Origin of the sequence: Flavobacterium yafengii, from assembly GCF_030010375.1 — a bacterium.
GTDB lineage: Bacteria > Bacteroidota > Bacteroidia > Flavobacteriales > Flavobacteriaceae > Flavobacterium > Flavobacterium yafengii.
The window spans coordinates 407,137-427,627 of sequence record NZ_JASCRY010000002.1; the positions used below are offsets into that span (position 1 = coordinate 407,137).

General features: G+C 35.0%; 15 protein-coding genes. 4 read left to right on the top strand and 11 right to left on the bottom strand.

Annotated elements, in window-relative coordinates; all coding sequences use genetic code 11:
- Positions 1 to 583 precede the first annotated feature (583 nt).
- The 3 genes from thrC to thrA all read right to left on the bottom strand — a co-directional run bounded on the left by thrC (position 584) and on the right by thrA (position 5,482).
- Positions 584 to 1,873 carry a threonine synthase gene (gene thrC / locus QLS97_RS09290; protein WP_282716162.1) on the bottom strand — a complete coding sequence of 430 codons (1,290 nt, stop codon included), beginning with the start codon at positions 1,871 to 1,873 and terminating at the stop codon, positions 584 to 586.
- A gap of 127 nt (positions 1,874 to 2,000) precedes the next feature.
- Positions 2,001 to 2,927: a homoserine kinase gene (locus QLS97_RS09295; RefSeq protein ID WP_282716478.1), complete on the bottom strand. Its 927-nt coding sequence runs from the start codon at positions 2,925 to 2,927 to the stop codon at positions 2,001 to 2,003.
- Between the two features lie 107 nt (positions 2,928 to 3,034).
- Positions 3,035 to 5,482, bottom strand: coding sequence for a bifunctional aspartate kinase/homoserine dehydrogenase I (gene thrA, locus QLS97_RS09300; protein WP_282716164.1), 2,448 nt, complete (start codon positions 5,480 to 5,482; stop codon positions 3,035 to 3,037).
- Positions 5,483 to 6,118: 636 nt separating this feature from the next.
- Between thrA and hutH the strand changes: the two genes are divergently transcribed.
- From hutH to QLS97_RS09315, 3 genes are read left to right on the top strand one after another with little or no spacing between them, the layout of a single operon-like run.
- Positions 6,119 to 7,633: a histidine ammonia-lyase gene (gene hutH / locus QLS97_RS09305; RefSeq protein WP_282716166.1), complete on the top strand. Its 1,515-nt coding sequence runs from the start codon at positions 6,119 to 6,121 to the stop codon at positions 7,631 to 7,633.
- A gap of 48 nt (positions 7,634 to 7,681) precedes the next feature.
- Positions 7,682 to 8,326, top strand: a complete 645-nt coding sequence (locus QLS97_RS09310; protein ID WP_099715695.1) for a DUF47 domain-containing protein — start codon at positions 7,682 to 7,684, stop codon at positions 8,324 to 8,326.
- A 30-nt stretch (positions 8,327 to 8,356) separates the two neighbouring features.
- Positions 8,357 to 9,640 carry an inorganic phosphate transporter gene (locus QLS97_RS09315; protein WP_282716169.1) on the top strand — a complete coding sequence of 428 codons (1,284 nt, stop codon included), beginning with the start codon at positions 8,357 to 8,359 and terminating at the stop codon, positions 9,638 to 9,640.
- Positions 9,641 to 9,711: 71 nt separating this feature from the next.
- Here the strand turns inward: QLS97_RS09315 and QLS97_RS09320 are convergent, their stop codons facing one another.
- The 8 genes from QLS97_RS09320 to QLS97_RS09355 form a co-directional block, all read right to left on the bottom strand.
- Entirely contained in the window at positions 9,712 to 9,993 is a 282-nt protein-coding gene (locus QLS97_RS09320; protein ID WP_282716171.1) for a GNAT family N-acetyltransferase, read from the bottom strand.
- A gap of 6 nt (positions 9,994 to 9,999) precedes the next feature.
- Positions 10,000 to 10,392 (bottom strand): OsmC family protein, encoded by a 393-nt coding sequence (locus tag QLS97_RS09325; RefSeq protein WP_282716173.1) that lies wholly within the window; start codon positions 10,390 to 10,392, stop codon positions 10,000 to 10,002.
- Between the two features lies 1 nt (position 10,393).
- Positions 10,394 to 11,278 (bottom strand): pirin family protein, encoded by an 885-nt coding sequence (locus QLS97_RS09330; RefSeq protein ID WP_282716175.1) that lies wholly within the window; start codon positions 11,276 to 11,278, stop codon positions 10,394 to 10,396.
- A gap of 33 nt (positions 11,279 to 11,311) precedes the next feature.
- Positions 11,312 to 12,190 (bottom strand): pirin family protein, encoded by an 879-nt coding sequence (locus QLS97_RS09335; RefSeq protein WP_282716176.1) that lies wholly within the window; start codon positions 12,188 to 12,190, stop codon positions 11,312 to 11,314.
- An 89-nt stretch (positions 12,191 to 12,279) separates the two neighbouring features.
- Entirely contained in the window at positions 12,280 to 12,876 is a 597-nt protein-coding gene (locus QLS97_RS09340; RefSeq protein WP_428831784.1) for a Crp/Fnr family transcriptional regulator, read from the bottom strand.
- 68 nt (positions 12,877 to 12,944) lie between these two features.
- On the bottom strand, positions 12,945 to 13,460 hold the full coding sequence (locus tag QLS97_RS09345; RefSeq protein WP_282716179.1) for a DUF421 domain-containing protein: 516 nt from the start codon (positions 13,458 to 13,460) through the stop codon (positions 12,945 to 12,947).
- A 59-nt stretch (positions 13,461 to 13,519) separates the two neighbouring features.
- Positions 13,520 to 14,890 carry a 30S ribosomal protein S6--L-glutamate ligase gene (gene rimK / locus QLS97_RS09350; RefSeq protein WP_282716181.1) on the bottom strand — a complete coding sequence of 457 codons (1,371 nt, stop codon included), beginning with the start codon at positions 14,888 to 14,890 and terminating at the stop codon, positions 13,520 to 13,522.
- Positions 14,891 to 15,028: 138 nt separating this feature from the next.
- Positions 15,029 to 17,575 (bottom strand): ATP-dependent Clp protease ATP-binding subunit, encoded by a 2,547-nt coding sequence (locus tag QLS97_RS09355; RefSeq protein ID WP_282716183.1) that lies wholly within the window; start codon positions 17,573 to 17,575, stop codon positions 15,029 to 15,031.
- 256 nt (positions 17,576 to 17,831) lie between these two features.
- Between QLS97_RS09355 and gyrA the strand changes: the two genes are divergently transcribed.
- The gene (gene gyrA / locus QLS97_RS09360; protein WP_282716185.1) at positions 17,832 to 20,453 is read left to right on the top strand and encodes a DNA gyrase subunit A; all 2,622 of its coding nucleotides are present in this window, start codon (positions 17,832 to 17,834) and stop codon (positions 20,451 to 20,453) included.
- Positions 20,454 to 20,491 lie beyond the last annotated feature (38 nt).

A 20,491-nucleotide genomic window follows, 5' to 3' on the forward strand; every position in this document is an offset into this window, starting at 1 on the left:
CTGTTGCTTTTGTAGTTACATTTAAACAGTTTATTAAATACTTCATTTTTTTAATGAGGTTGAGGTTGTTTTTATACTCAGACAAGACCTGAATGAGACAACTCAATTTTTTTGCAAAAGTAGGTATAATTTAAATCATATTCAAGCTATATTTTCAGATCTGGAATTTTATTTTTTTGTGACGGAATTTATCGCTTTATTTTCCTGTAAATTACTCATAATTATATATTTAAAATTGATGTGTAAAACTGGTAGAATTGTTTTTTTGTGTTCTAAAACATAAGTTTAGAACTACTTTATGACCAGATTTATTTGGGTACAAAAAAACGACTAAAATTGAATTCTTAGTCGTTTTTTTTATTGCTCACAGAATATAGTTAAAACTATGCACTTTAGTGTATTTCGCTTTCGCTTCTAAAAACTTTAGAGCTAATTTGCGAATTATTTATTCAGCTTTGATGTGTTTAATTTGCGAATCTGCGGTTTAATTTTTTTGTTCCCATTTTAACCTTGCAGACTTTAGTCTGCCAAACCAAATCTATGGACTTTAAATCCATTGCGGTTTAATTGTTTAGATGAAATTTTATACCAAAAACACTTTCAATTCCTCATAGGTTTTAATTTTAGTACTTACTTTTTCCTTTCCTAAAACGCTTTCAATTTGGGTAGGAATAGGCAGTTTTACGTTTAATGTTGGTTCTACCGTATCCAAAAACTTAATCGGGTGAGCCGTTTCTAAGAAAATACCAATCGCATTTGGGTGGTTTTGTAATTCTTTTTTCAAACCAAGATATCCAACTGCTCCGTGAGGTTCTGCAATGTAACCATCTGTATTGTAAATGGTTTTCATCGCTTCAATAGTTTTGGCATCTGAGAACGTAAACGAAGAAAAATCTTTTTTGAACTGCTCCAAATCATTTTGGTACATTTCCTGAATACGGATGAAATTACTTGGATTTCCAACATCCATCGCATTCGAAATTGTCGCTTTGGAAGGTTTTGGATCGTAAATTCCGTTTTCTAAAAATCTTGGAACCGTATCATTCACATTCGTAGCCGCTACAAAATGTTCAACAGGTAATCCCATTTTTTTGGCAATGATACCCGCGCAAATATTACCGAAATTCCCACTTGGGCAAGAGAAAACTAATGGTTTTTTTTGTTTCTTTAATGCTTTATACGCAAAGAAGAAATAAAACATTTGTGGCAACCAGCGCGCAATATTTATCGAATTTGCCGAAGTTAGGTTTTTATGTTTTAAACTTTCGTCCAGAAAAGCTTTTTTCACCATATCCTGACAATCATCAAAAACACCGTCTACTTCAAGCGCTTTAATATTCTGACCTAAAGTGGTCAATTGTCTTTCCTGGATATCACTCACTTTTCCGGATGGATACAGGATAATCACTTCAACACCTTTTACGCCAAGGAAACCACTGGCCACAGCGCCACCAGTATCACCGGAAGTTGCTACAAGAACGGTGTTTTTACTGTCTTTGTTGTCTTTATTGAAGTAGCCCAAACAACGCGACATGAATCTCGCGCCTACATCCTTGAAAGCCATCGTAGGGCCATGAAACAATTCAAGGGAATAAATGCCTTTTTCGACTTCGACCACAGGAAAATCAAAACATAAGGTTTCGGTAATGATTTGTTTTAAAGTTTCTGCCGGAATTTCGTCACCCACAAATTGTTGAATCGCTTCAAAAGCAATTTCTTCATTGCTTAAATTTTCGATAGTATCAAAAAAAGCAGGTGCTAACGGGGTAATGGTTTCCGGAAAATACAATCCTTTATCTGTTGCTAATCCTTGTATTACGGCTTCTTGAAAAGAAACTTTGGGTGCGTTATGGTTTAAACTGTAATATTTCATTATGTGTATTATTTTAGAATCTCCACCCCAACCCTCCCCAAAGGGAAGGGAGACGAAACTGGATTTAGAATGTGTTTATTGTAATTTTAAAATCAATAATTTTATTCCTTTATTCCCCCTTCGGGGGTTAGGGAGTCAGTATTTTCATTCCTTCATCATTCACTTTGGAAACGTGAATTTCATACGGTAAATTCATTGTATCGTACACAGCGCTCATAGCTTTGGCTATTTTATTAGCGGTTGCTTCTCCTTTGCTTAAAGCAAAAATAGAAGGACCTGAACCTGATATTCCAGAACCTAAGGCTCCATTTTCTAAAGCCGTTTGCTTGATTAAATCAAATCCCGGAATCAACACACTGCGTAACGGTTCTACAATTTCATCATGCAACGACCGACCGATTAAATCGTAATCTTTGGTGTACAATCCAGCGATTAATCCGCCCACATTTCCCCATTGCGTAATAGCACTTTTTAAGGAAACGGTTTGTTTTAATACCGATCGCGCATCCGAAGTTTTCAACTCAATTTGAGGATGAACTACGGTTGCGTATAATTCTGATGGACTTTCTATTTTGATAATATCCAACGGATTTGAACTTCTCACCAACGTAAATCCGCCTAAAAGGGCAGGAGCAACGTTATCGGCATGAGCGTTTCCACTGGCTAGTTTTTCGCCTTGCATGGCAAATAAAACTAATTCTTTGCGTGTAAATGGACGGCCTAATAATTCATTGATTCCAAAAACAGCTCCTGCTGAACTTGCAGCACTGCTTCCAATTCCGCTTCCGGCTTTGATGTGTTTGTAGATTTCGATTTCGAATCCGAATTCGGTTTCAATGGCTTCCAACATCGCCAAAGCAGATACTCCAGCAACATTTTTTTCAGTTTCCAAAGGCAAATCGTCCCCCACAATTTTAGTGATGCGAATCCCTTTTATATCGGATTTTCGAATAATCATTTCGTCCCCCGCAGTTTCTAAACACAGTCCAAGGACATCAAATCCGCAGGAAAGATTGGCGATTGTAGCGGGGCAAAATATTTTTATTTCATTCATAATAGTAGTCTTAAAGTCTAAAGTCATAAAGTGGTAAAGTCTTAGGAATGAATATAAAATCAAGTGATTAACTTTTAGACTTTATGACATTTGACTTTACGACTTATTTATACGTTTCCAATTCTAATCACATCAGCAAATATTCCTGAAGCGGTAACTGCAGCTCCGGCACCGGCTCCTTTTATCAATAAAGGTTGGTCTACATAACGGTCCGTGAAAAACAATACGATATTGTCTTTTCCTTCCAGATTGTAAAAAGGATGGTCTTTCGGGATAAAACGCAATCCAACATTTGCTTTCCCGTTTTCAAATTGCGCTACGTATTTTAATCGGGAGTCTTTGCTCAACGCTTCTTTATAAATAGTTTCAAAATGAGCTGCGTGTTCTATTAAAGATTTGAAAAAGGCTTCGTTATTTGTAGTGTCCAAACATTCTGCAGGCATAAAAGATTCATTGACAATCTCGTCAATTTCCATTTTATAACCGCTTTCTCGTATCAAAATTAATATCTTTCTGGCAACGTCAATTCCGCTCAAATCAATCTTCGGGTCCGGTTCTGTAAATCCTTGCACACCAGCTTCTTTAACAACGTCATGAAAAGTATTATTTTCATTGAAATTATTAAAAATAAAGTTCAAACTTCCCGATAAAACGGCTTGAATTTTATTCACTTTGTCCCCTGAAGCAATCAGATTTTTTACGGTATCAATAATTGGTAATCCAGCTCCAACATTGGTTTCAAATAGAAACGGAGCATTGAACTGTCGGGATAGTTTTTTTAGTTTTTTATAATTATCGTATTCTGATGCACAGGCGATTTTGTTACAAGTCACTACGGCAATATTGCGTTTTAAATACTGCTCATACGTTTTAGACACGCTTTCGTTTGCAGTAATATCAACAAAAATACTATTGCGTAAATTGAGCTCTTTTACAGTATAAAGAAACTTTTCTTTATTGGCTTCTTCGCCATTTTCTAAAGCAGATTGCCAATTTTTTAAGGAGATTCCGTCCTCGTCAAAATGCATTTTTCTGGAATTAGATAAAGCAATAACGCGTACATTTATTTTCAGATTGTCTTTTAGGAATTTATTTTGTTGGTAAATCTGCTCGATGAATTTCTCTCCCACATTTCCAACACCCATTACAAATAGGTTTAATTGTTTAGTGTTTTCTTCGAAAAAGTTTTCATGCAGCGAATTCAATGCTTTTTTCACATCTCTTTCGTTGATTACTGCCGAAATATTTCTTTCGGAAGCACCTTGCGCAATCGCTCTTATGTTTACGTTGTTTTTACCCAAAGTACTAAACATGCGACCGCTTAAACCTTGATGATTTTTCATGTTTTCACCAACCAAAGCAATGATGCAAAGGTTTTTTTCAACGATACAAGGATCGATTTTGTTTTGTAAAATTTCCACTTCAAAAGCGCGGTTGATAGCATCTTCTGCCACATCAGCATCTGAGTTTAGAATTCCGATACAAATAGAATGTTCCGATGAAGCTTGCGTAATAAAAATCACGTTGATATTTTCATGTGACAATACCTCAAAAAGCCTTTTGGAAGAACCGGTAACACCAATCATTCCAGGTCCTTCAAGCGTAATCAAAGTGATATTATCGATATGGCTAATTCCTTTTACAGGATTAGTGTGATCCATTTCCTGATTTGAAATATAAGTTCCTTCGGCTTCCGGTTCGAAAGTGTTTTTGATAAGAATTGGAATGTTCTTTCTCAACACGGGCTGAATAGTTGGAGGATATAAAACTTTGGCACCAAAATGAGACAATTCCATCGCTTCTTGGTAGGAAATGAAGGCTATAGGTTGGGCTTGTTTTACGATTTTTGGATTGGCAGTGTACATTCCGTTGACGTCAGTCCAAATTTCTAAATCAGTTGCATTCAATGCTCCGGCGAGAATGGCGGCGGTATAATCAGAACCACCACGACCTAAAGTAGTATTGATTCCGTCCATTGATGCGGCAATAAATCCGGGCATTACAACGACTTGATTTTCATTCGAAGCAAAAAAATCAGCAATTAATTGATTTGAAACTTCAAAGTTTACTGTGGCTTTTCCAAAATGATTGTCGGTTTTGATTAATTCTCGGCTGTCCTTATAACTGCTGTTTTTTAGATTTTGTTTTAATGCTTCAGCAATAATATAAGAAGACAATAATTCACCAAAACTTAAAATAGTATCTGAAGTTCTAGGAGATAATTCCCCCAAAAGATAACAACCATCCAATAAAGTTTCAAGATGATTAATGATTCTTTTTATATGACTTAAGAGACTGCTTTGTTCGCTTACAGGAATAAGTTCTTTTAAAGCGTCTAAATGTTTTTTCTCTAACTCGGCAAGAATTTCTTTAAAGCTTTCGTCACCGGCAGCTGCTTTTTGAGAAGCAAGTTGAAGCAAATCTGTAATTTTACTAAAAGCAGAAACGACAACAATTAATTTTTCCTCTTTTGCTTTATTGATAACGATATCTAAAACCAGTTTTATATTTTGTGCATTGGCAACCGAAGTTCCACCAAATTTTAATACTTTCATTTTTGTTTATTTTATGTAAAAAATGCAAATGTTTATTATATACCCAAGAACTTCCTTTCTTTAGAAAAAAAATATAATAATAGGATTATATGTAAAATGTATACCCCTAAGGGGTAGTAGTTGTTGTAGTAAATGTAACAGAAGAAGCAACCCAAAGTTGAGTCGAAATCGAAGAGTGATATGTTGTTCTGTTGTTTGTCATTTGATTTTTCAAAAGTACAGTTTTTTATAAAAACGGAAGCCTTTAATTTCGTTTTTGCGAATATTTTAATTTTTCAATTCCATTCAGAGGAATATTGAATATTGTTTAGTTTTGAAGGCTTATGTTGGAGCTATTCGTATTTTTATTAAAAAAATCAAACGATTTGCAATTCGTTTTATAACTTTATAGGAATAATTAATTCCTGTAATAAAGCCGTTTTTAGCAGTTTTATTAACTATTTCTGAAATGGATTGTTACAACTCGTACTAATCGGAGCGCTTTATGTCTCAGATTTCAAGTCACTTAATTTGTAACTTTTTATGCATAAAACTTAACGTTGGTTTGTTTTTAGGTTTGAATTTTAAATTATCATCAATAAATGTTGTTTATTAATATAGATTTATTGAATTTTACCCTTTAATTAGAAAATAAAAATGGACAATACACATTATATAAGTACGCAATTACTCAGTTTTGAAACGTTAGAAGAAATTATTTCTCATGGTAAATTATTAGCATTGTCTGAAGAAGCCAAAGTTAATATTCAAAAATGCAGGGATTATTTAGATAAAAAAATGGCTTCGCATTCAGAACCGATTTATGGTATCAATACAGGATTTGGCTCACTTTGTAATGTGAAAATTTCAAACGAGAACTTGTCAAAACTACAAGAAAATTTAGTGAAATCGCATTCTTGTGGAACAGGAGAAGAAGTGCCAACCGAAATTGTAAAATTGATGTTGCTGCTTAAAATTCAATCCTTGAGTTATGGACATTCCGGAATCCAATTGCAAACGGTTGAGCGATTGATTGCATTTTATAATAATGATATTCTTCCGGTAATTTATACGCAAGGTTCTCTTGGAGCTTCGGGAGATTTGGCACCTTTGGCGCATTTATCATTGCCATTATTAGGTGAAGGCGATGTGTATTTTGAAGGTAATAAAGTGCATTCCAGTGAAGTTTTGAAGCATTTTGACTGGAAACCAATTGTATTACAGTCTAAAGAAGGATTGGCTTTATTGAACGGAACCCAATTTATGAGTGCTTATGGAGCGCATATTTTGATGAAAGTCAGTAAGTTCTCTTATTTGGCAGATTTAATTGGTACAATTTCATTAGAAGCTTTTGATGGAAGAATAGAACCTTTCCATGAATTGATTCATTTTATCAGACCTCATAAAGGACAAATTGTAACGGCAAATCGTATAAAAGGATTTTTAGAAGGAAGTGAGATTATTGAACAAGTAAAAATACATGTACAAGATCCGTATTCTTTTCGATGTATGCCGCAAGTTCACGGTGCATCAAAAGATGCGTTTGATTATGTAAAGAAAGTTTTCAAAACAGAAATCAATTCGGTGACGGATAATCCTAATATATTCATTGAGAGTGACCAAATCATTTCTGGAGGTAATTTTCATGGACAGCCATTGGCATTAGCCTTAGATTTCATGGCAATCGCTTTGGCGGAATTAGGAAGTATCTCAGAACGTAGGACGTATCAATTAATTTCTGGGTTGCGTAATCTTCCTGCTTTTTTAGTGGATAATCCAGGATTGAATTCCGGACTAATGATTCCGCAATACACCGCGGCCAGTATCGCCAGCCAAAATAAACAATTGGCAACACCAGCCAGTATTGATAGTATTGTTTCCAGTAATGGACAAGAAGATCATGTAAGTATGGGTGCAAATGCTGCTACAAAAGCGTTGCGTGTTTTGGATAATCTGGAACGAATTTTAGCGATTGAACTAATGAATGCTTCGCAAGCCATTGAATACAGAAGACCGTTGCTGTCAAGTGATTTTATTGAGATGTTTTTAAGTGCGTATCGGGAGGAAGTTCCATTGATAAAAGAAGACCGAATTTTACACTATGATATTGAGAATACCGTTTCTTTTTTAAATACTTTTCAAATAGAAAACGATTTGTTAACAATTGCTTAACATTAACGTAAAATAATGAACTAATTTTGCCAACTAAATTTTAATGAAATGAACATAAATAATTTTTTCCAATTTTTGGTTCCTAAAGATAAAAAGTTCTTCCCTCTTTTTGAGGAAGCTTCTAGTAATTTAATTGAAATTGCTACTAACTTACACGAAGCTGTAAATCTTCCTTTGAAGGAACGTGAGGTTCTTTTTCAAAAAATTGATGCTTTAGAGCAAAAAGGAGAAGACATTACTCGTCAAACAAATTTAGAGTTGAGTAGAAACTTCATTACTCCATTCGATAGAGAAGACATACACTCATTGATTACTTCAATTGACAATGTTGCTGATAACCTTCACGGTGCAGCAAGTAGAATGAAGTTATATCAAGTAGATAAAATCACAAAATCTATCAGAAAACTGACTGAAATCAATCTTGAAGCATGTCAAAATATTGATGTTGCAGTAAGAGAATTAAGAGATTTGAAAAAAATCAAGAATATTACAGATGCTTGCGTTAGAATTAATAAGTTAGAAAATAAATCAGATAATGTTTATGATAAAGCAGTTCTTGATTTATTCGAAAACGAAACGGATGCGAAAAACATTATCAAGTACAAAGAAGTATTGTCAGTTTTAGAAACTGCTGCTGATAAATGTAAAAGTGTAGCTAGTGTTTTAGAATCAATTTCTGTAAAACATTCTTAATTCAATCGGTTTTATTCTGAAATTATAATTATGGAATTTACTCTACTTATAGTTATTATAGTCCTAGCTTTAATATTTGATTACATCAACGGTTTTCATGATGCTGCCAATGCTATAGCAACTGTTGTTGCCACAAAAGTATTAACTCCCTTCCAAGCAGTAGTTTGGGCGGCATTCTTTAACTTTTTGGCGTATTGGGTTTTTGGTTTTGGTGTAGCAGATACTGTTGCAAAAACGGCCAATACCATGGATATCAACTTGGTTGTAATCCTTGCCGGTGTAATAGCGGCAATCATCTGGAATTTATTTACTTGGTGGCAAGGAATTCCATCCAGTTCATCACATACCTTAATTGGTGGTTTTGCCGGAGCAGCAATTGCTCATGCAGGTTTTGGTGTAGTTTCTTGGTACAAAGAAGGAAAAGATGGCGGTATGCCTTCAGGAGTTTTAATCATTGTTGCTTTTATTATACTGGCACCATTGTTAGGAGCTTTAATCTCTTACTTGATATCGATATGGCTTCTTAATGCCTCTAAAAAGAGTATTTACCCAAAGATTTTTACAACTTCTTTAATGGTCTTGACAATTTGGTTTGTAGAAAGCCAAATGGTTTATTACGATCAGATTGAAAAACCTCGTTTTGATTCTCATTTTTGGAGTGTCGCTTTTGAAGCACATAATATCAAATGGTTTTTGGTCGCTTTTATAGTCCTGTCAATAAGCACATTCTGTTTAATATTCAGTAGTTTAAATTTACATCAAGCTACGGCATGGTTGAAAAAAATGCAATTATTATCTTCTGCAGCCTTTAGTTTAGGACATGGTGGGAATGATTCACAAAAAGTGATGGGTATTATTGCTGCAGCTGTTGCTGTTTATATTCACACTAGTGGAGTAGCACAAGAAACGTTACCAGCTTGGTTAGATGTAGTGTTGCCAAATGATGAAGGTGCCTTTAAAATGCCAGGATGGATTCCTTTAGCTTGTTATTCTGCTATTGCGGCAGGAACCTTAAGCGGAGGATGGAAAATCGTCAAAACAATGGGGTCAAAAATTACAAAAGTGACTTCTTTTGAAGGTGTTGCCGCAGAAACTGCAGGAGCATTGACATTATATTTTACAGAGCATTTTAAAGTGCCTGTAAGTACAACGCATACTATTACTGGATCTATCATTGGAGTTGGACTTACTAAAAGAGTTTCAGCCGTACGATGGGGAATGACTGTAAGCTTGTTATGGGCTTGGGTTTTAACCATTCCAATTTCAGCAATATTAGCAGCAATCATTTACTATATCTTTAGTATTTTTATTTAATGCTAAAATAACAATCATAAAAAAAACCATTCGTTGACGAATGGTTTTTTTATGCTCTAAAATTAATTTTTTTAAAACAGTAGGTCTTGTATTTCTTTCGTTTTGTCAAATACGCTTTTCGCAAAAGGACATAATGGTAAAATTTTGAGATTATTTTCCCGTGCATATTGTACGGCTTCCATCACCATTTTTTTACCTACACTTTGTCCTGCAAAATCAGGATTTACTTCGGTGTGGTCAATAATAAATTTATCGGTTCCAGCCCAAGTATACGTCATTCTTCCAGCTTCTATTTCGTTGTCAAACGCTCTAAAATATCCATTTTTGCTATCGTTTATTTGTTCTAATTTCATGTGTTTCTAATTTAATGCTGTTGTTATTTCGATTGGGTTGGTTAAAATTTTGTGTATCGGACATTTATCGGCAATGTTTACTAATCGGGCTTTTTGATCAGTGTCTAAATCCCCGAATAATTGAATGTTGCGAATTATTTTAAATTTATTTTCTACTGAATCAGTTTCAAAAGTGACTTCAACTTTTACATCAGTTAAATCCCAACCTTTTCGGTTTGCATACATGCGCAATGTAATACAGGTGCAAGCCGCCAAAGAGGACGCCAGTAATTCTTTTGGCGCAAAGCCTAAATCCTTTCCTCCGCTACTTTCAGGTTCATCAGAAATAATAAAATTTGTTTCGGATTGTATTTCTGTTTTATAAAGTTCAGTGCTAATACTTGCTGTTATTTTGCCCATATTATTGTCTTTTATTTTGATCAGGAAGTGGAACAAATTCAGTTTCTCCGGGAACTTTATCAAACGATTGTGCCAACCATTTTTCTTTTGCATTTTCAATCAGCTCTTTGGTCGATGCGACAAAATTCCAATAGATAATTCGTTCTTCTGGAAAAGGCACTCCTCCAAAAATATAAATAGTGGTGTTTTCTGTCATATCAAAGGTGCAGAGTTTGCTGTCTTTGGCAATCAAAATTTGCTTTGGACCAAAAACATTTCCCTCACTTTCAATACTGCCTTCTAAAATGTACAAAGCGCTTTCGCCAAATAGATGCTCGCCAATAGTGACTGTTTGACGCGTAGTGCTTTTTAGTTCTAAAAGATACAGCGGACTGTAAACCGGGACAGGTGATTTTTTGCCAAGTACTTCGCCAGCTATAAGTTTATAGGCAATATCATCCGTTTTCCATTCTGGTATTTGATTTTCAGGAACGTGAAAAAAAGAAGGCTCCATTTCTTCCAATTCTTTCGGTAATGCCACCCAAATTTGAAGTCCGTGCAGCATTTTATTAGAACTACGCAAATACTCAGGCGTTCGTTCCGAGTGAACGATTCCTTTTCCTGATGTCATCCAATTGATTTGCCCGGGTTTGATTTCCATTTCAGTTCCCAAACTGTCTTTGTGCATAATGCTTCCTTCGAACAAATAGGTTAAAGTGGAAAGTCCAATATGTGGATGTGGCGGAACATCTAAATTTTCGTAGTCGCTCATACAGGTTGGTCCCATATGATCAATGAATGCAAATGGTCCAACCATTCTTTTTTCTCGAAAGGGAAGCAATCGCCCAACCATAAAGTTGCCAATATTGCTCGGGCGTTCTTCTATTATCAGTTTGATATTTGACATTTTGATGTATTTTAAAAATATAAAAATAAGGAATTATTCTTCTAAATAACCGAATTTCCCCATATTCACATCATCGAATGCTTGCATGATTTCGGCTTGGGTATTCATTACAAAAGGTCCGTGTGCTACAATAGGTTCATTGATAGGTTCTCCGCTTAAAATTAAAATGATTGCATTTTCAGTAGCTTCAATGGTAAATTCTTCGCCTTCATTTTCGAACAATGCAAAATGATCTGCAGGAACATTTTCAGCATCATTCACTTTTATGCTTCCTTCAATTACTAGTAAAGCGGTGTTGTAATTTGCCGGAAAATGAAAAGATGCTTTTGCTCCTTTATTTAATTTGGCATTCTGTAAATGTACAGGTGTAAAAGTAGAAGCTGAACCTTTCAAATTTTCATATTCACCAGCTATAACTTCAATCACGCCACCTTTTCCAGGAAGCTCAAATTTATTGATTTGGTCGTTTGTAATCCCTTGGTATTTTGGTGTTGACATTTTGTCTTTTGCCGGAAGGTTGACCCAAAGCTGTACCATTTGAAAATCACCACCATTTTTGCTAAATTCTTCTTCATGGTATTCTTTGTGTAAAATTCCCGAAGCTGCAGTCATCCATTGTACATCTCCTTCTCCAATAATGCCACTGTTTCCAGAACTGTCATGATGCGCTACTTTTCCCTTATAAGCAATCGTAACGGTTTCAAAACCTCTGTGTGGATGAACACTTACGCCTCTGGGTTGGTCCGTTGGCGGAAAATAAAATTTAGAATTATAATCCATCATGATAAATGGACTCATTCTTTTCATGTCTAAATGATATCCACTTGGGATAAAATTGTGTACTCTAAATCCGTCACCTACCATGTGTGGTGGAGGTGGAGCCAATACTAATTCAATATTTTTTGTTTTCATTGCGTTGTCTTATTTTAATTATAGTACAAATTTACTATGGATTAAAACCAGATGCATTGATGTAGGATAAGAAATGAATTTGAAAAGAATTAATAGGGCTTAAAATTTCTTTTGGCTAATTCCTTGCGAACTCTGCTTAAGGTTTCGGGTGTAATGCCCAGATAGGAAGCAATCATCCATTGTGGAATACGTAAAGTAAGGCTTGGATAAATGGTTATGAAATCCAAATAGCGTTGTTCAGCTGTTGCTCCCAGTAAGAGGTTCACTCGTTTTTGAAGCTGTCGAATGTGATTGTGTAGCGCAATATTGTCCTGCTCTCGAAAAGAAATACTGATTTCTGCGGCGGCATTAATGAATTTTTTATCGATAAACACAATTTCAGTATCCTCAATGGCATCAATAAACAATTCAGAAGGTTCATTGAAATAAGAACTGCTTCTATCTGAAATAATCCAGTTCTCAGCCGCAAACTGAATGATATGTTCTTTTCCGGTTTCGTCAATGGTATAGGAACGCAATAATCCTTTGGATACAAAAAAAGAGTGATGACAAATATCGCCTTGATGGAGTAGGACAGTTCCTTTTTCTACTTTTTTAGATTGCAACGTATCTGTAATCGAAAGAAACTGTTCGTCCGTTAGATTTGTTTTGGATTGAAAGTATATTTTGAAAGAATCGAGCATAATTATTTGAGAACTATAGGGTGAAATTCGTTTGTTTTAAATTTCTTCAAATGTCTTCGGAGTCTTTAGATCTAATTTATTCCACTCAAATTTTTATGAATGCGTCTTCGTTTATAATGGGTTTGACGAAGACTATTTTCGCCGGATATAATACTAATATTTCCGTCTATTTCTAGCATTGCCAATTTTACATCTTTAAAGTATTCAATACCATGTTCGCGCATGGCTTCTTTTAATTCATCGGAAGTGATGTTTAATTTGCTCAATGCTTTAAAATCCAGGTTTCCGTTGTGAATTAGGATTTCTGGTTTTTCTTGCATGAAATCACTGAATCTTGGGTACTTAAACATCAATTTCTTTAAAATAAAATTGATGGTAAACAATACAGTTGCCGCGGCTAAACCTCCCAATAAACTTGTATCGTTTCCTACCATTGCATTCTGAACGGAATTGCTTATCAGCAATATCAATATCACGTCGGCAGTGTTCAGTTGAGATAATTCTTTCTTACCAAATAGGCGCAAAGCAATAACCATAAAAAAATAGACGGCAGTACTTCGAAGAATTATATCAAGATATTCGTTCATTTTTTTATGTTTAAAGTAAATTTAAAAGTTTTCAATAGCCTGTAAACGGCTAGTGATTGCTATTTTAGTTTAAAATTTTTTTCAATTGCTTTTATCATTTCACCGGCTATATCTTTATTGGTAGCTCCTTCAATTCCTTCCAATCCTGGAGATGAATTTACTTCCAATAATAATGGCCCTTTTGAAGAGCGAATAATATCAACGCCAGCGACTTTTAAGTCCATTGCTTTCGTTGCTTTTATGGCAATACGCTTTTCTTCTGCAGTTACTTTTATAACCGATGCAGTTCCTCCAAGATGAATGTTGGCTCTAAATTCGCCTGGCATCGCTTCACGCTGAATGGCGGCGACTACTTTTCCATCAATTACAAAACAACGGATATCTTTTCCGTTTGCTTCTTTGATGAATTCTTGAACTAATATATTCGCATTTAAACTTTTGAAAGCATTGATTACGCTTTCTGCGGCTTTTTTTGTTTCGGCTAAGACGACACCTTTCCCTTGAGTTCCTTCGAGTAATTTTACAATTAAAGGAGAACCTCCAACCATTTTTATCAAGTCATCGGTATCCAATGGTGAATTTGCAAAACCTGTAGTAGGAATTTCTACGCCATGATTCAACAGTAATTGCAAAGAGTATAATTTATCGCGTGATTGCGTAATGGCGTTAGATGAATTTAAGCAATATACTTTTAAGGCTTCAAATTGTCTGGTCAAAGCACAACCGTAAAAAGTAATACTTGGTCTTATTCTTGGTATAATGGCATCAAATTGATTTAATATTTTACCGCCACGATAATGAATTTCAGGTGTTTTTGCATCTAGTTTCATGTAGCATTCCTTGATATTTAGGAAGTGCATTTCGTGACCACGCATTTCTCCCGCTTCCATAATACGCTTGTTGCTGTACAATTCAGGATTGCTGGCTAAAAGTCCGATTCGCAAACCAGAACTTGCTTTTTCAGAATTTTTATATAATTCTTTTAAACTATCAGAAGTAGGTTGGCCCAAAAGATATTTTTGTTCTGGATCAACCAGAACTCTTCCACTCATGGCTTCACGGCCTAAAAGCATTCTGAAACCCATTGAATCTCGATTGGTCAACGTCATTTCAATAGGCCATTTTGAACTTCCTATTTGAAGATTTGTTTGAATAACATAGCGTTGTTCTCTAAAACCACTCGAACTTTTAACGATGCGTTTATCAATTAAAGGTGCTTCACAATGAATTACCGTTTTTAGATTGTTTTGTATCGGGTTGATGTCAAATTTTACCCAGTTGCTTTCATTTTTAATAAATGGAGCAATGTTTATAGCATGTAAAGCGGATGTTTTTGCACCGGAATCTACTCGGGCTTTAATAGTAGGAATTCCTAATTCTGGAAAAGAACACCATTCTTCACTACCTAGAATAACTTTGTTATCTGACATAAATTAATTTTGTTTAACCTTTTTTATAAAGACCAAATGTAAATATTTGTTTTCAAAAAAAGTGTGTTTACTGTAAAGAATAAACCCGTTATGTTATAAAAACGTAACGGGTTTATTTTACTATAATTGTTAATGAATTTAAGGATTTGTAGGTTCTCCAGCTTTATGAATCTGCACTGTTAATTCTTGTGAGCCATCTTCAATATCCATGAAAATCTCATCTCCAGATGTAATTTTCGAAGTGATGATTTCTTCTGCAAGGGCATCTTCAACATACTTTTGAATAGCTCTTTTTAATGGTCTGGCGCCAAATTGTCTATCGAAACCTTTCTCTGCAATAAATGCTTTTGCTTTGTCAGAAAGATTCAATTGGTAGCCTAATTCAGCAACACGAGCAAATAATTTTTTCAATTCGATTTCGATAATCAAATCAATATCATGTTTTTCTAAAGCATTGAAAACAATTACATCGTCAATTCTATTAAGGAATTCTGGAGCAAAAGTTTTTTTCAATGCATTTTCAATGATACTTTTCGAATTATCATCAGCCTGAGCTACTTTGGCGGCAGTTCCAAAACCAACGCCTTGTCCAAAATCTTTTAATTGTCTGGCTCCAACATTGGAAGTCATGATAATTATAGTGTTTTTGAAATCAATTTTTCGGCCTAAACTGTCTGTCAAATACCCATCATCTAAAACTTGTAATAACATATTGAAAACATCAGGATGCGCTTTTTCTATCTCATCCAATAATACGACACAATATGGTTTTCTTCTGACTTTCTCTGTTAATTGACCACCCTCTTCGTATCCTACATATCCCGGAGGTGCCCCAACTAAACGAGAGATTGCAAATTTCTCCATGTATTCACTCATGTCAATACGAATTAATGCATCTTCAGAATCGAATAATTCTTTAGCCAATACTTTAGCTAATTGAGTTTTACCAACACCGGTTTGTCCCAAGAAAATGAAAGAACCAATTGGTCGATTCGGATCTTTTAATCCTGCACGATTTCTTTGGATAGAACGAGCAATTTTCATTACGGCTTCTCTTTGTCCAATTACCTTTCCTTCAATAAGTTCTGGTAGTTTAGCTAGTTTGTTACTTTCGGTCTGTGCAATACGATTAACAGGTATTCCACTCATCATGGAAACAACATCAGCTACATTGTCTTCAGTAACTTCAATTCGGTTATTTTTAGCATCTTCTTCCCATTGTTCTTGAGCGATAGCTAAGTCTTTTTCAATACGTTTTTCATCGTCACGAAGTTTAGCAGCCTCTTCGTATTTTTGCTTTTTCACCACAACATTCTTCAATTCACGTACGTCTTCTAATTGACGTTCGAGATCTAAAATTTGTTTAGGAACTTCAATATTGGTAATGTGAACTCTAGAACCAGCTTCGTCTAATGCATCAATTGCTTTATCCGGTAAAAAACGTTCCGACATGTATCTGTCTGTTAATTTCACACACGCTTCAATTGCTTCTTGTGTGTAGGTAACATTGTGATGGTCTTCGTATTTGTTTTTGATGTTATTTAGAATAGTAATCGTTTCAGAAACTGATGTAGGTTCCACGATTATCTTTTGAAAACGTCTTTCTAATGCTCCGTCTTTTTCTATGTATTGTCTGTATTCGTCTAATGTTGTTGCGCCAATACATTGAATCTCTCCACGAGCTAGTGCTGGTTTAAACATATTAGAAGCGTCCAGTGAGCCTGTTGCGCCACCAGCTCCCACAATAGTGTGAATTTCATCTATGAAAAGAATGATATCGTCATTTTTTTCTAATTCATTCATCACTGCTTTCATGCGTTCTTCAAACTGTCCTCGGTATTTTGTACCGGCAACAAGACTGGCTAAATCTAAAGTTACCACACGTTTATTAAATAAAGTACGAGAAACTTTTTTCTGAATAATTCGCAAGGCTAAACCTTCGGCAATTGCTGATTTTCCTACTCCGGGTTCTCCAATAAGTAATGGGTTGTTCTTTTTGCGACGGCTCAAAATTTGAGAAACGCGTTCAATTTCTTTCTCACGTCCTACAACAGGATCTAGTTTTCCTTCTTCAGCCATTTCGGTTAAATCCCTTCCAAAATTATCTAAAACTGGTGTTTTAGATTTTTTATTGGATTTATTAGCTGGATTGTTGAAAGTTCCTTCTTTCAGACTGTCATCTTGTCCTGAATCGTCATTGTATGATTCGTTTCGTGGCAAATTTTCTATAAAATCTTCTTCGTTTGGAGTCATGTTTAGATATTGTTCTTTAGCTATATCGTAATCAATTTTTAATTTATTCAATAGCTTGGTTGTTGGATCGTTTTCATTTCTTAAAATACACAACAATAAATGTGCTGTGCTGATAGACGAACTTTGAAAAACTTTTGCTTCAAGGAAAGTAGTTTTCAATGCCCGTTCTGCTTGGCGTGTCAAATGTAAGTTTTTCTTTTCAACATTTACTTCCAGGCTCGGACTTGCAGGACTTAAGATCTCTACTTTTCTGCGTAAATGGTCTAAATCAACAGATAAGTTATTCAATATTTGAATTGCTTTCCCGTTACCGTCTCTTAAGATACCCAGCATTAAGTGCTCTGTTCCTATGAAGTCATGACCTAGCCGCAAAGCTTCTTCTTTGCTGTAAGTAATAACGTCTTTTACTCTTGGTGAAAAATTATCATCCATAATATATATTTGATATCGTAAATTTAGTGAATTAGTGATAGAAAAACAAAAACCATTCCTCTATGAAGTGCTGTCAGCTAATTGACAAAAATAAAAATAATATTAAAGTTAAAATTGACTTAATTTATTAACTAAAATAGCCGTAAAATTTGTTGATAAATCATTGAAATAAGTATTTTAAAATTAGTCTAAAAATTTCAAAAAAGCGTATATTGGCACGTTTTGAAACTAATATAATTATTTAATATAACAACTTATGTCTGAAGGAGAAAAGTTAATTCCTATTAACATTGAAGATGAAATGAAAACAGCTTACATCGATTACTCGATGTCGGTAATTGTATCAAGAGCACTTCCAGATGTTAGAGATGGCTTGAAACCAGTACATCGAAGAGTACTATTTGGAATGCATGATTTAGGTGTTAACTCCAGATCGGCTCACAAAAAGTCCGCAAGAATTGTTGGGGAAGTTCTTGGTAAATATCACCCACACGGTGACACCTCTGTTTATGATGCTATGGTTCGTATGGCTCAAGAATGGAGCATGCGTTATTTATTGATTGACGGTCAGGGTAACTTTGGTTCTGTAGATGGCGATAGTCCTGCAGCGATGCGTTATACAGAGGCTAGAATGCGTAAGATTTCGGAAGAAATTTTGGCAGATATCGATAAAGAAACGGTCGATTTTAAATTGAATTTTGATGATACTCTAGAAGAGCCAACAGTTATGCCAACTCGTGTTCCTACCTTATTGATAAATGGGGCAACAGGAATTGCAGTAGGTATGGCTACCAATATGCCACCTCACAACTTAACTGAGGTGATCAACGGTACGTTAGCTTTTATGGACAATAATGATATTGAGATTGATGAGCTGATGACACATATTAAAGCCCCAGATTTTCCTACTGGTGGTATTATATATGGATATGAAGGGGTTCGTGAAGCTTTCAAAACTGGTAGAGGTAGAGTTGTAATGCGTGCCAAAGTTGGTTTTGAAGAAGTGGATGGACGAGAGTGTATAATTGTTACCGAAATTCCTTATCAAGTCAATAAAGCAGATATGATTAAGCGTACTGCTGATTTGGTTAATGATAAAAAAATTGATGGAATTGCAAATATTCGAGATGAATCGGATAGAAACGGGATGCGTATCGTTTATATTTTAAAACGTGATGCAACACCAAACGTAGTTTTAAACACACTTTATAAGTTTACGCAATTACAGTCTTCGTTTAGTGTAAACAATATTGCCATTGTAAAAGGGCGTCCGCAAATGTTGAATCTGAAAGATTTGATTCATTATTTTATTGAACACCGCCATGATGTGGTTACTCGCAGAACGCAATTTGAATTAAAAAAAGCGGAAGCAAGAGCGCATATATTAGAAGGTTTGATTATCGCATCGGATAATATTGATGAAGTGATTGCTTTAATCAAAGCTTCAAAAAGTACCGAAGAAGCAAGAGAAAAATTAATCGAAAGATTTAAGTTGTCAGATATTCAATCTCGTGCCATTGTAGAAATGCGTTTGCGACAATTAACGGGTCTGGAACAAGATAAGTTAAGAACAGAGTACGATGAAATCATGAAGTTAATCGAGCATTTGAAAGCTTTATTAGCAGATGTAAACTTGAGAATAGCTTTAATTAAAGAGGAACTTACGGAAATTAGAGATAAATATGGAGACGCTCGTCGTTCTCAAATTGAATATTCAGGAGGCGATGTAAGTATTGAGGATTTAATTGCTGATGAGAATGTAGTAATTACTATTTCTCATGCGGGTTATATTAAACGTACCAATCTTACGGAATATAAAACACAGAATCGAGGAGGAGTTGGTCAAAAAAGTGCAGGAACAAGAGATCAAGATTTCTTAGAACACATGTTTGTAGCGACAAATCACCAATATATGATGTTCTTTACCCAAAAAGGAAAATGTTTCTGGATGCGTGTTTATGAAATACCGGAAGGAAGCAAAACAGCTAAAGGTAGAGCGATTCAGAATTTGGTAAATATTGAAAGTGACGATAAAGTAAAAGCATTTATTTGTACCCAAGATTTAAAAGACCAAGAATACATCAAAAGTCATAATTTGATTATGGTGACTAAAAAAGGTCAGGTTAAGAAAACATCTTTAGAGAAATATTCTAAACCTAGAGTTAATGGAGTTGCTGCAATTACTATCAAAGAAGGCGATGAATTATTAGAAGCAAAATTAACTAATGGAGAAAGTCAAATTATTTTAGCTGTAAAATCCGGTAAATTAGTTCGTTTTGAAGAAACTAAAACCCGTCCGATGGGAAGAACAGCTTCTGGTGTACGTGGAATTACTCTTAAAGATGATACTGACGAAGTAATTGGCATGGTTACTGTAAATGACATGAACAGCGAAATTCTCGTTGTTGCTGAAAATGGTTATGGAAAACGCTCCAGCCTAGATGAATACAGAATTACAAATCGTGGCGGTAAAGGAGTTAAAACCTTAAATATTACTGAGAAAACAGGAAAACTGATTTCGATAAATGCCGTTACAGATGCTGATGATTTAATGATTATTAACAAATCAGGATTAACAATCAGAATGGCTGTTGAAGATTTGAGAGTTATGGGACGTGCCACTCAAGGTGTGAAGTTGATTAACATCAAAGGAAACGATTCGATTGCAGCAGTTACAAAAGTAATGAAAGATGATGTTGCTGAAGTAGTTGTAGATGAAGAAGGTAATGTTGTCGAAACGGAAGCTATCGAAAGAGTTAAACCAGTTTTAGAAGTTCTTGAGGACGAAGGTTCGGAAGAGGATGACGATGAAGACGATTCTGAAGAAGAGGAAGCTGATGACGAGGCTGAGGGTGACGATGAAGATGATGAAGCATAATTAGAAAATAGAAAAACCAAGAATAATTATTAAACAAA

Bases quoted from the DNA above. Each gene is read 5' to 3' on its own strand.
- thrC (WP_282716162.1), bottom strand. From the start codon at position 1,873: ATGAAATATTACAGTTTAAACCATAACGCACCCAAAGTTTCTTTTCAA.
- QLS97_RS09295 (WP_282716478.1), bottom strand. From the start codon at position 2,927: ATGAATGAAATAAAAATATTTTGCCCCGCTACAATCGCCAATCTTTCC.
- thrA (WP_282716164.1), bottom strand. From the start codon at position 5,482: ATGAAAGTATTAAAATTTGGTGGAACTTCGGTTGCCAATGCACAAAAT.
- hutH (WP_282716166.1), top strand. From the start codon at position 6,119: ATGGACAATACACATTATATAAGTACGCAATTACTCAGTTTTGAAACG.
- QLS97_RS09310 (WP_099715695.1), top strand. From the start codon at position 7,682: ATGAACATAAATAATTTTTTCCAATTTTTGGTTCCTAAAGATAAAAAG.
- QLS97_RS09315 (WP_282716169.1), top strand. From the start codon at position 8,357: ATGGAATTTACTCTACTTATAGTTATTATAGTCCTAGCTTTAATATTT.
- QLS97_RS09320 (WP_282716171.1), bottom strand. From the start codon at position 9,993: ATGAAATTAGAACAAATAAACGATAGCAAAAATGGATATTTTAGAGCG.
- QLS97_RS09325 (WP_282716173.1), bottom strand. From the start codon at position 10,392: ATGGGCAAAATAACAGCAAGTATTAGCACTGAACTTTATAAAACAGAA.
- QLS97_RS09330 (WP_282716175.1), bottom strand. From the start codon at position 11,278: ATGTCAAATATCAAACTGATAATAGAAGAACGCCCGAGCAATATTGGC.
- QLS97_RS09335 (WP_282716176.1), bottom strand. From the start codon at position 12,190: ATGAAAACAAAAAATATTGAATTAGTATTGGCTCCACCTCCACCACAC.
- QLS97_RS09345 (WP_282716179.1), bottom strand. From the start codon at position 13,460: ATGAACGAATATCTTGATATAATTCTTCGAAGTACTGCCGTCTATTTT.
- rimK (WP_282716181.1), bottom strand. From the start codon at position 14,890: ATGTCAGATAACAAAGTTATTCTAGGTAGTGAAGAATGGTGTTCTTTT.
- QLS97_RS09355 (WP_282716183.1), bottom strand. From the start codon at position 17,575: ATGGATGATAATTTTTCACCAAGAGTAAAAGACGTTATTACTTACAGC.
- gyrA (WP_282716185.1), top strand. From the start codon at position 17,832: ATGTCTGAAGGAGAAAAGTTAATTCCTATTAACATTGAAGATGAAATG.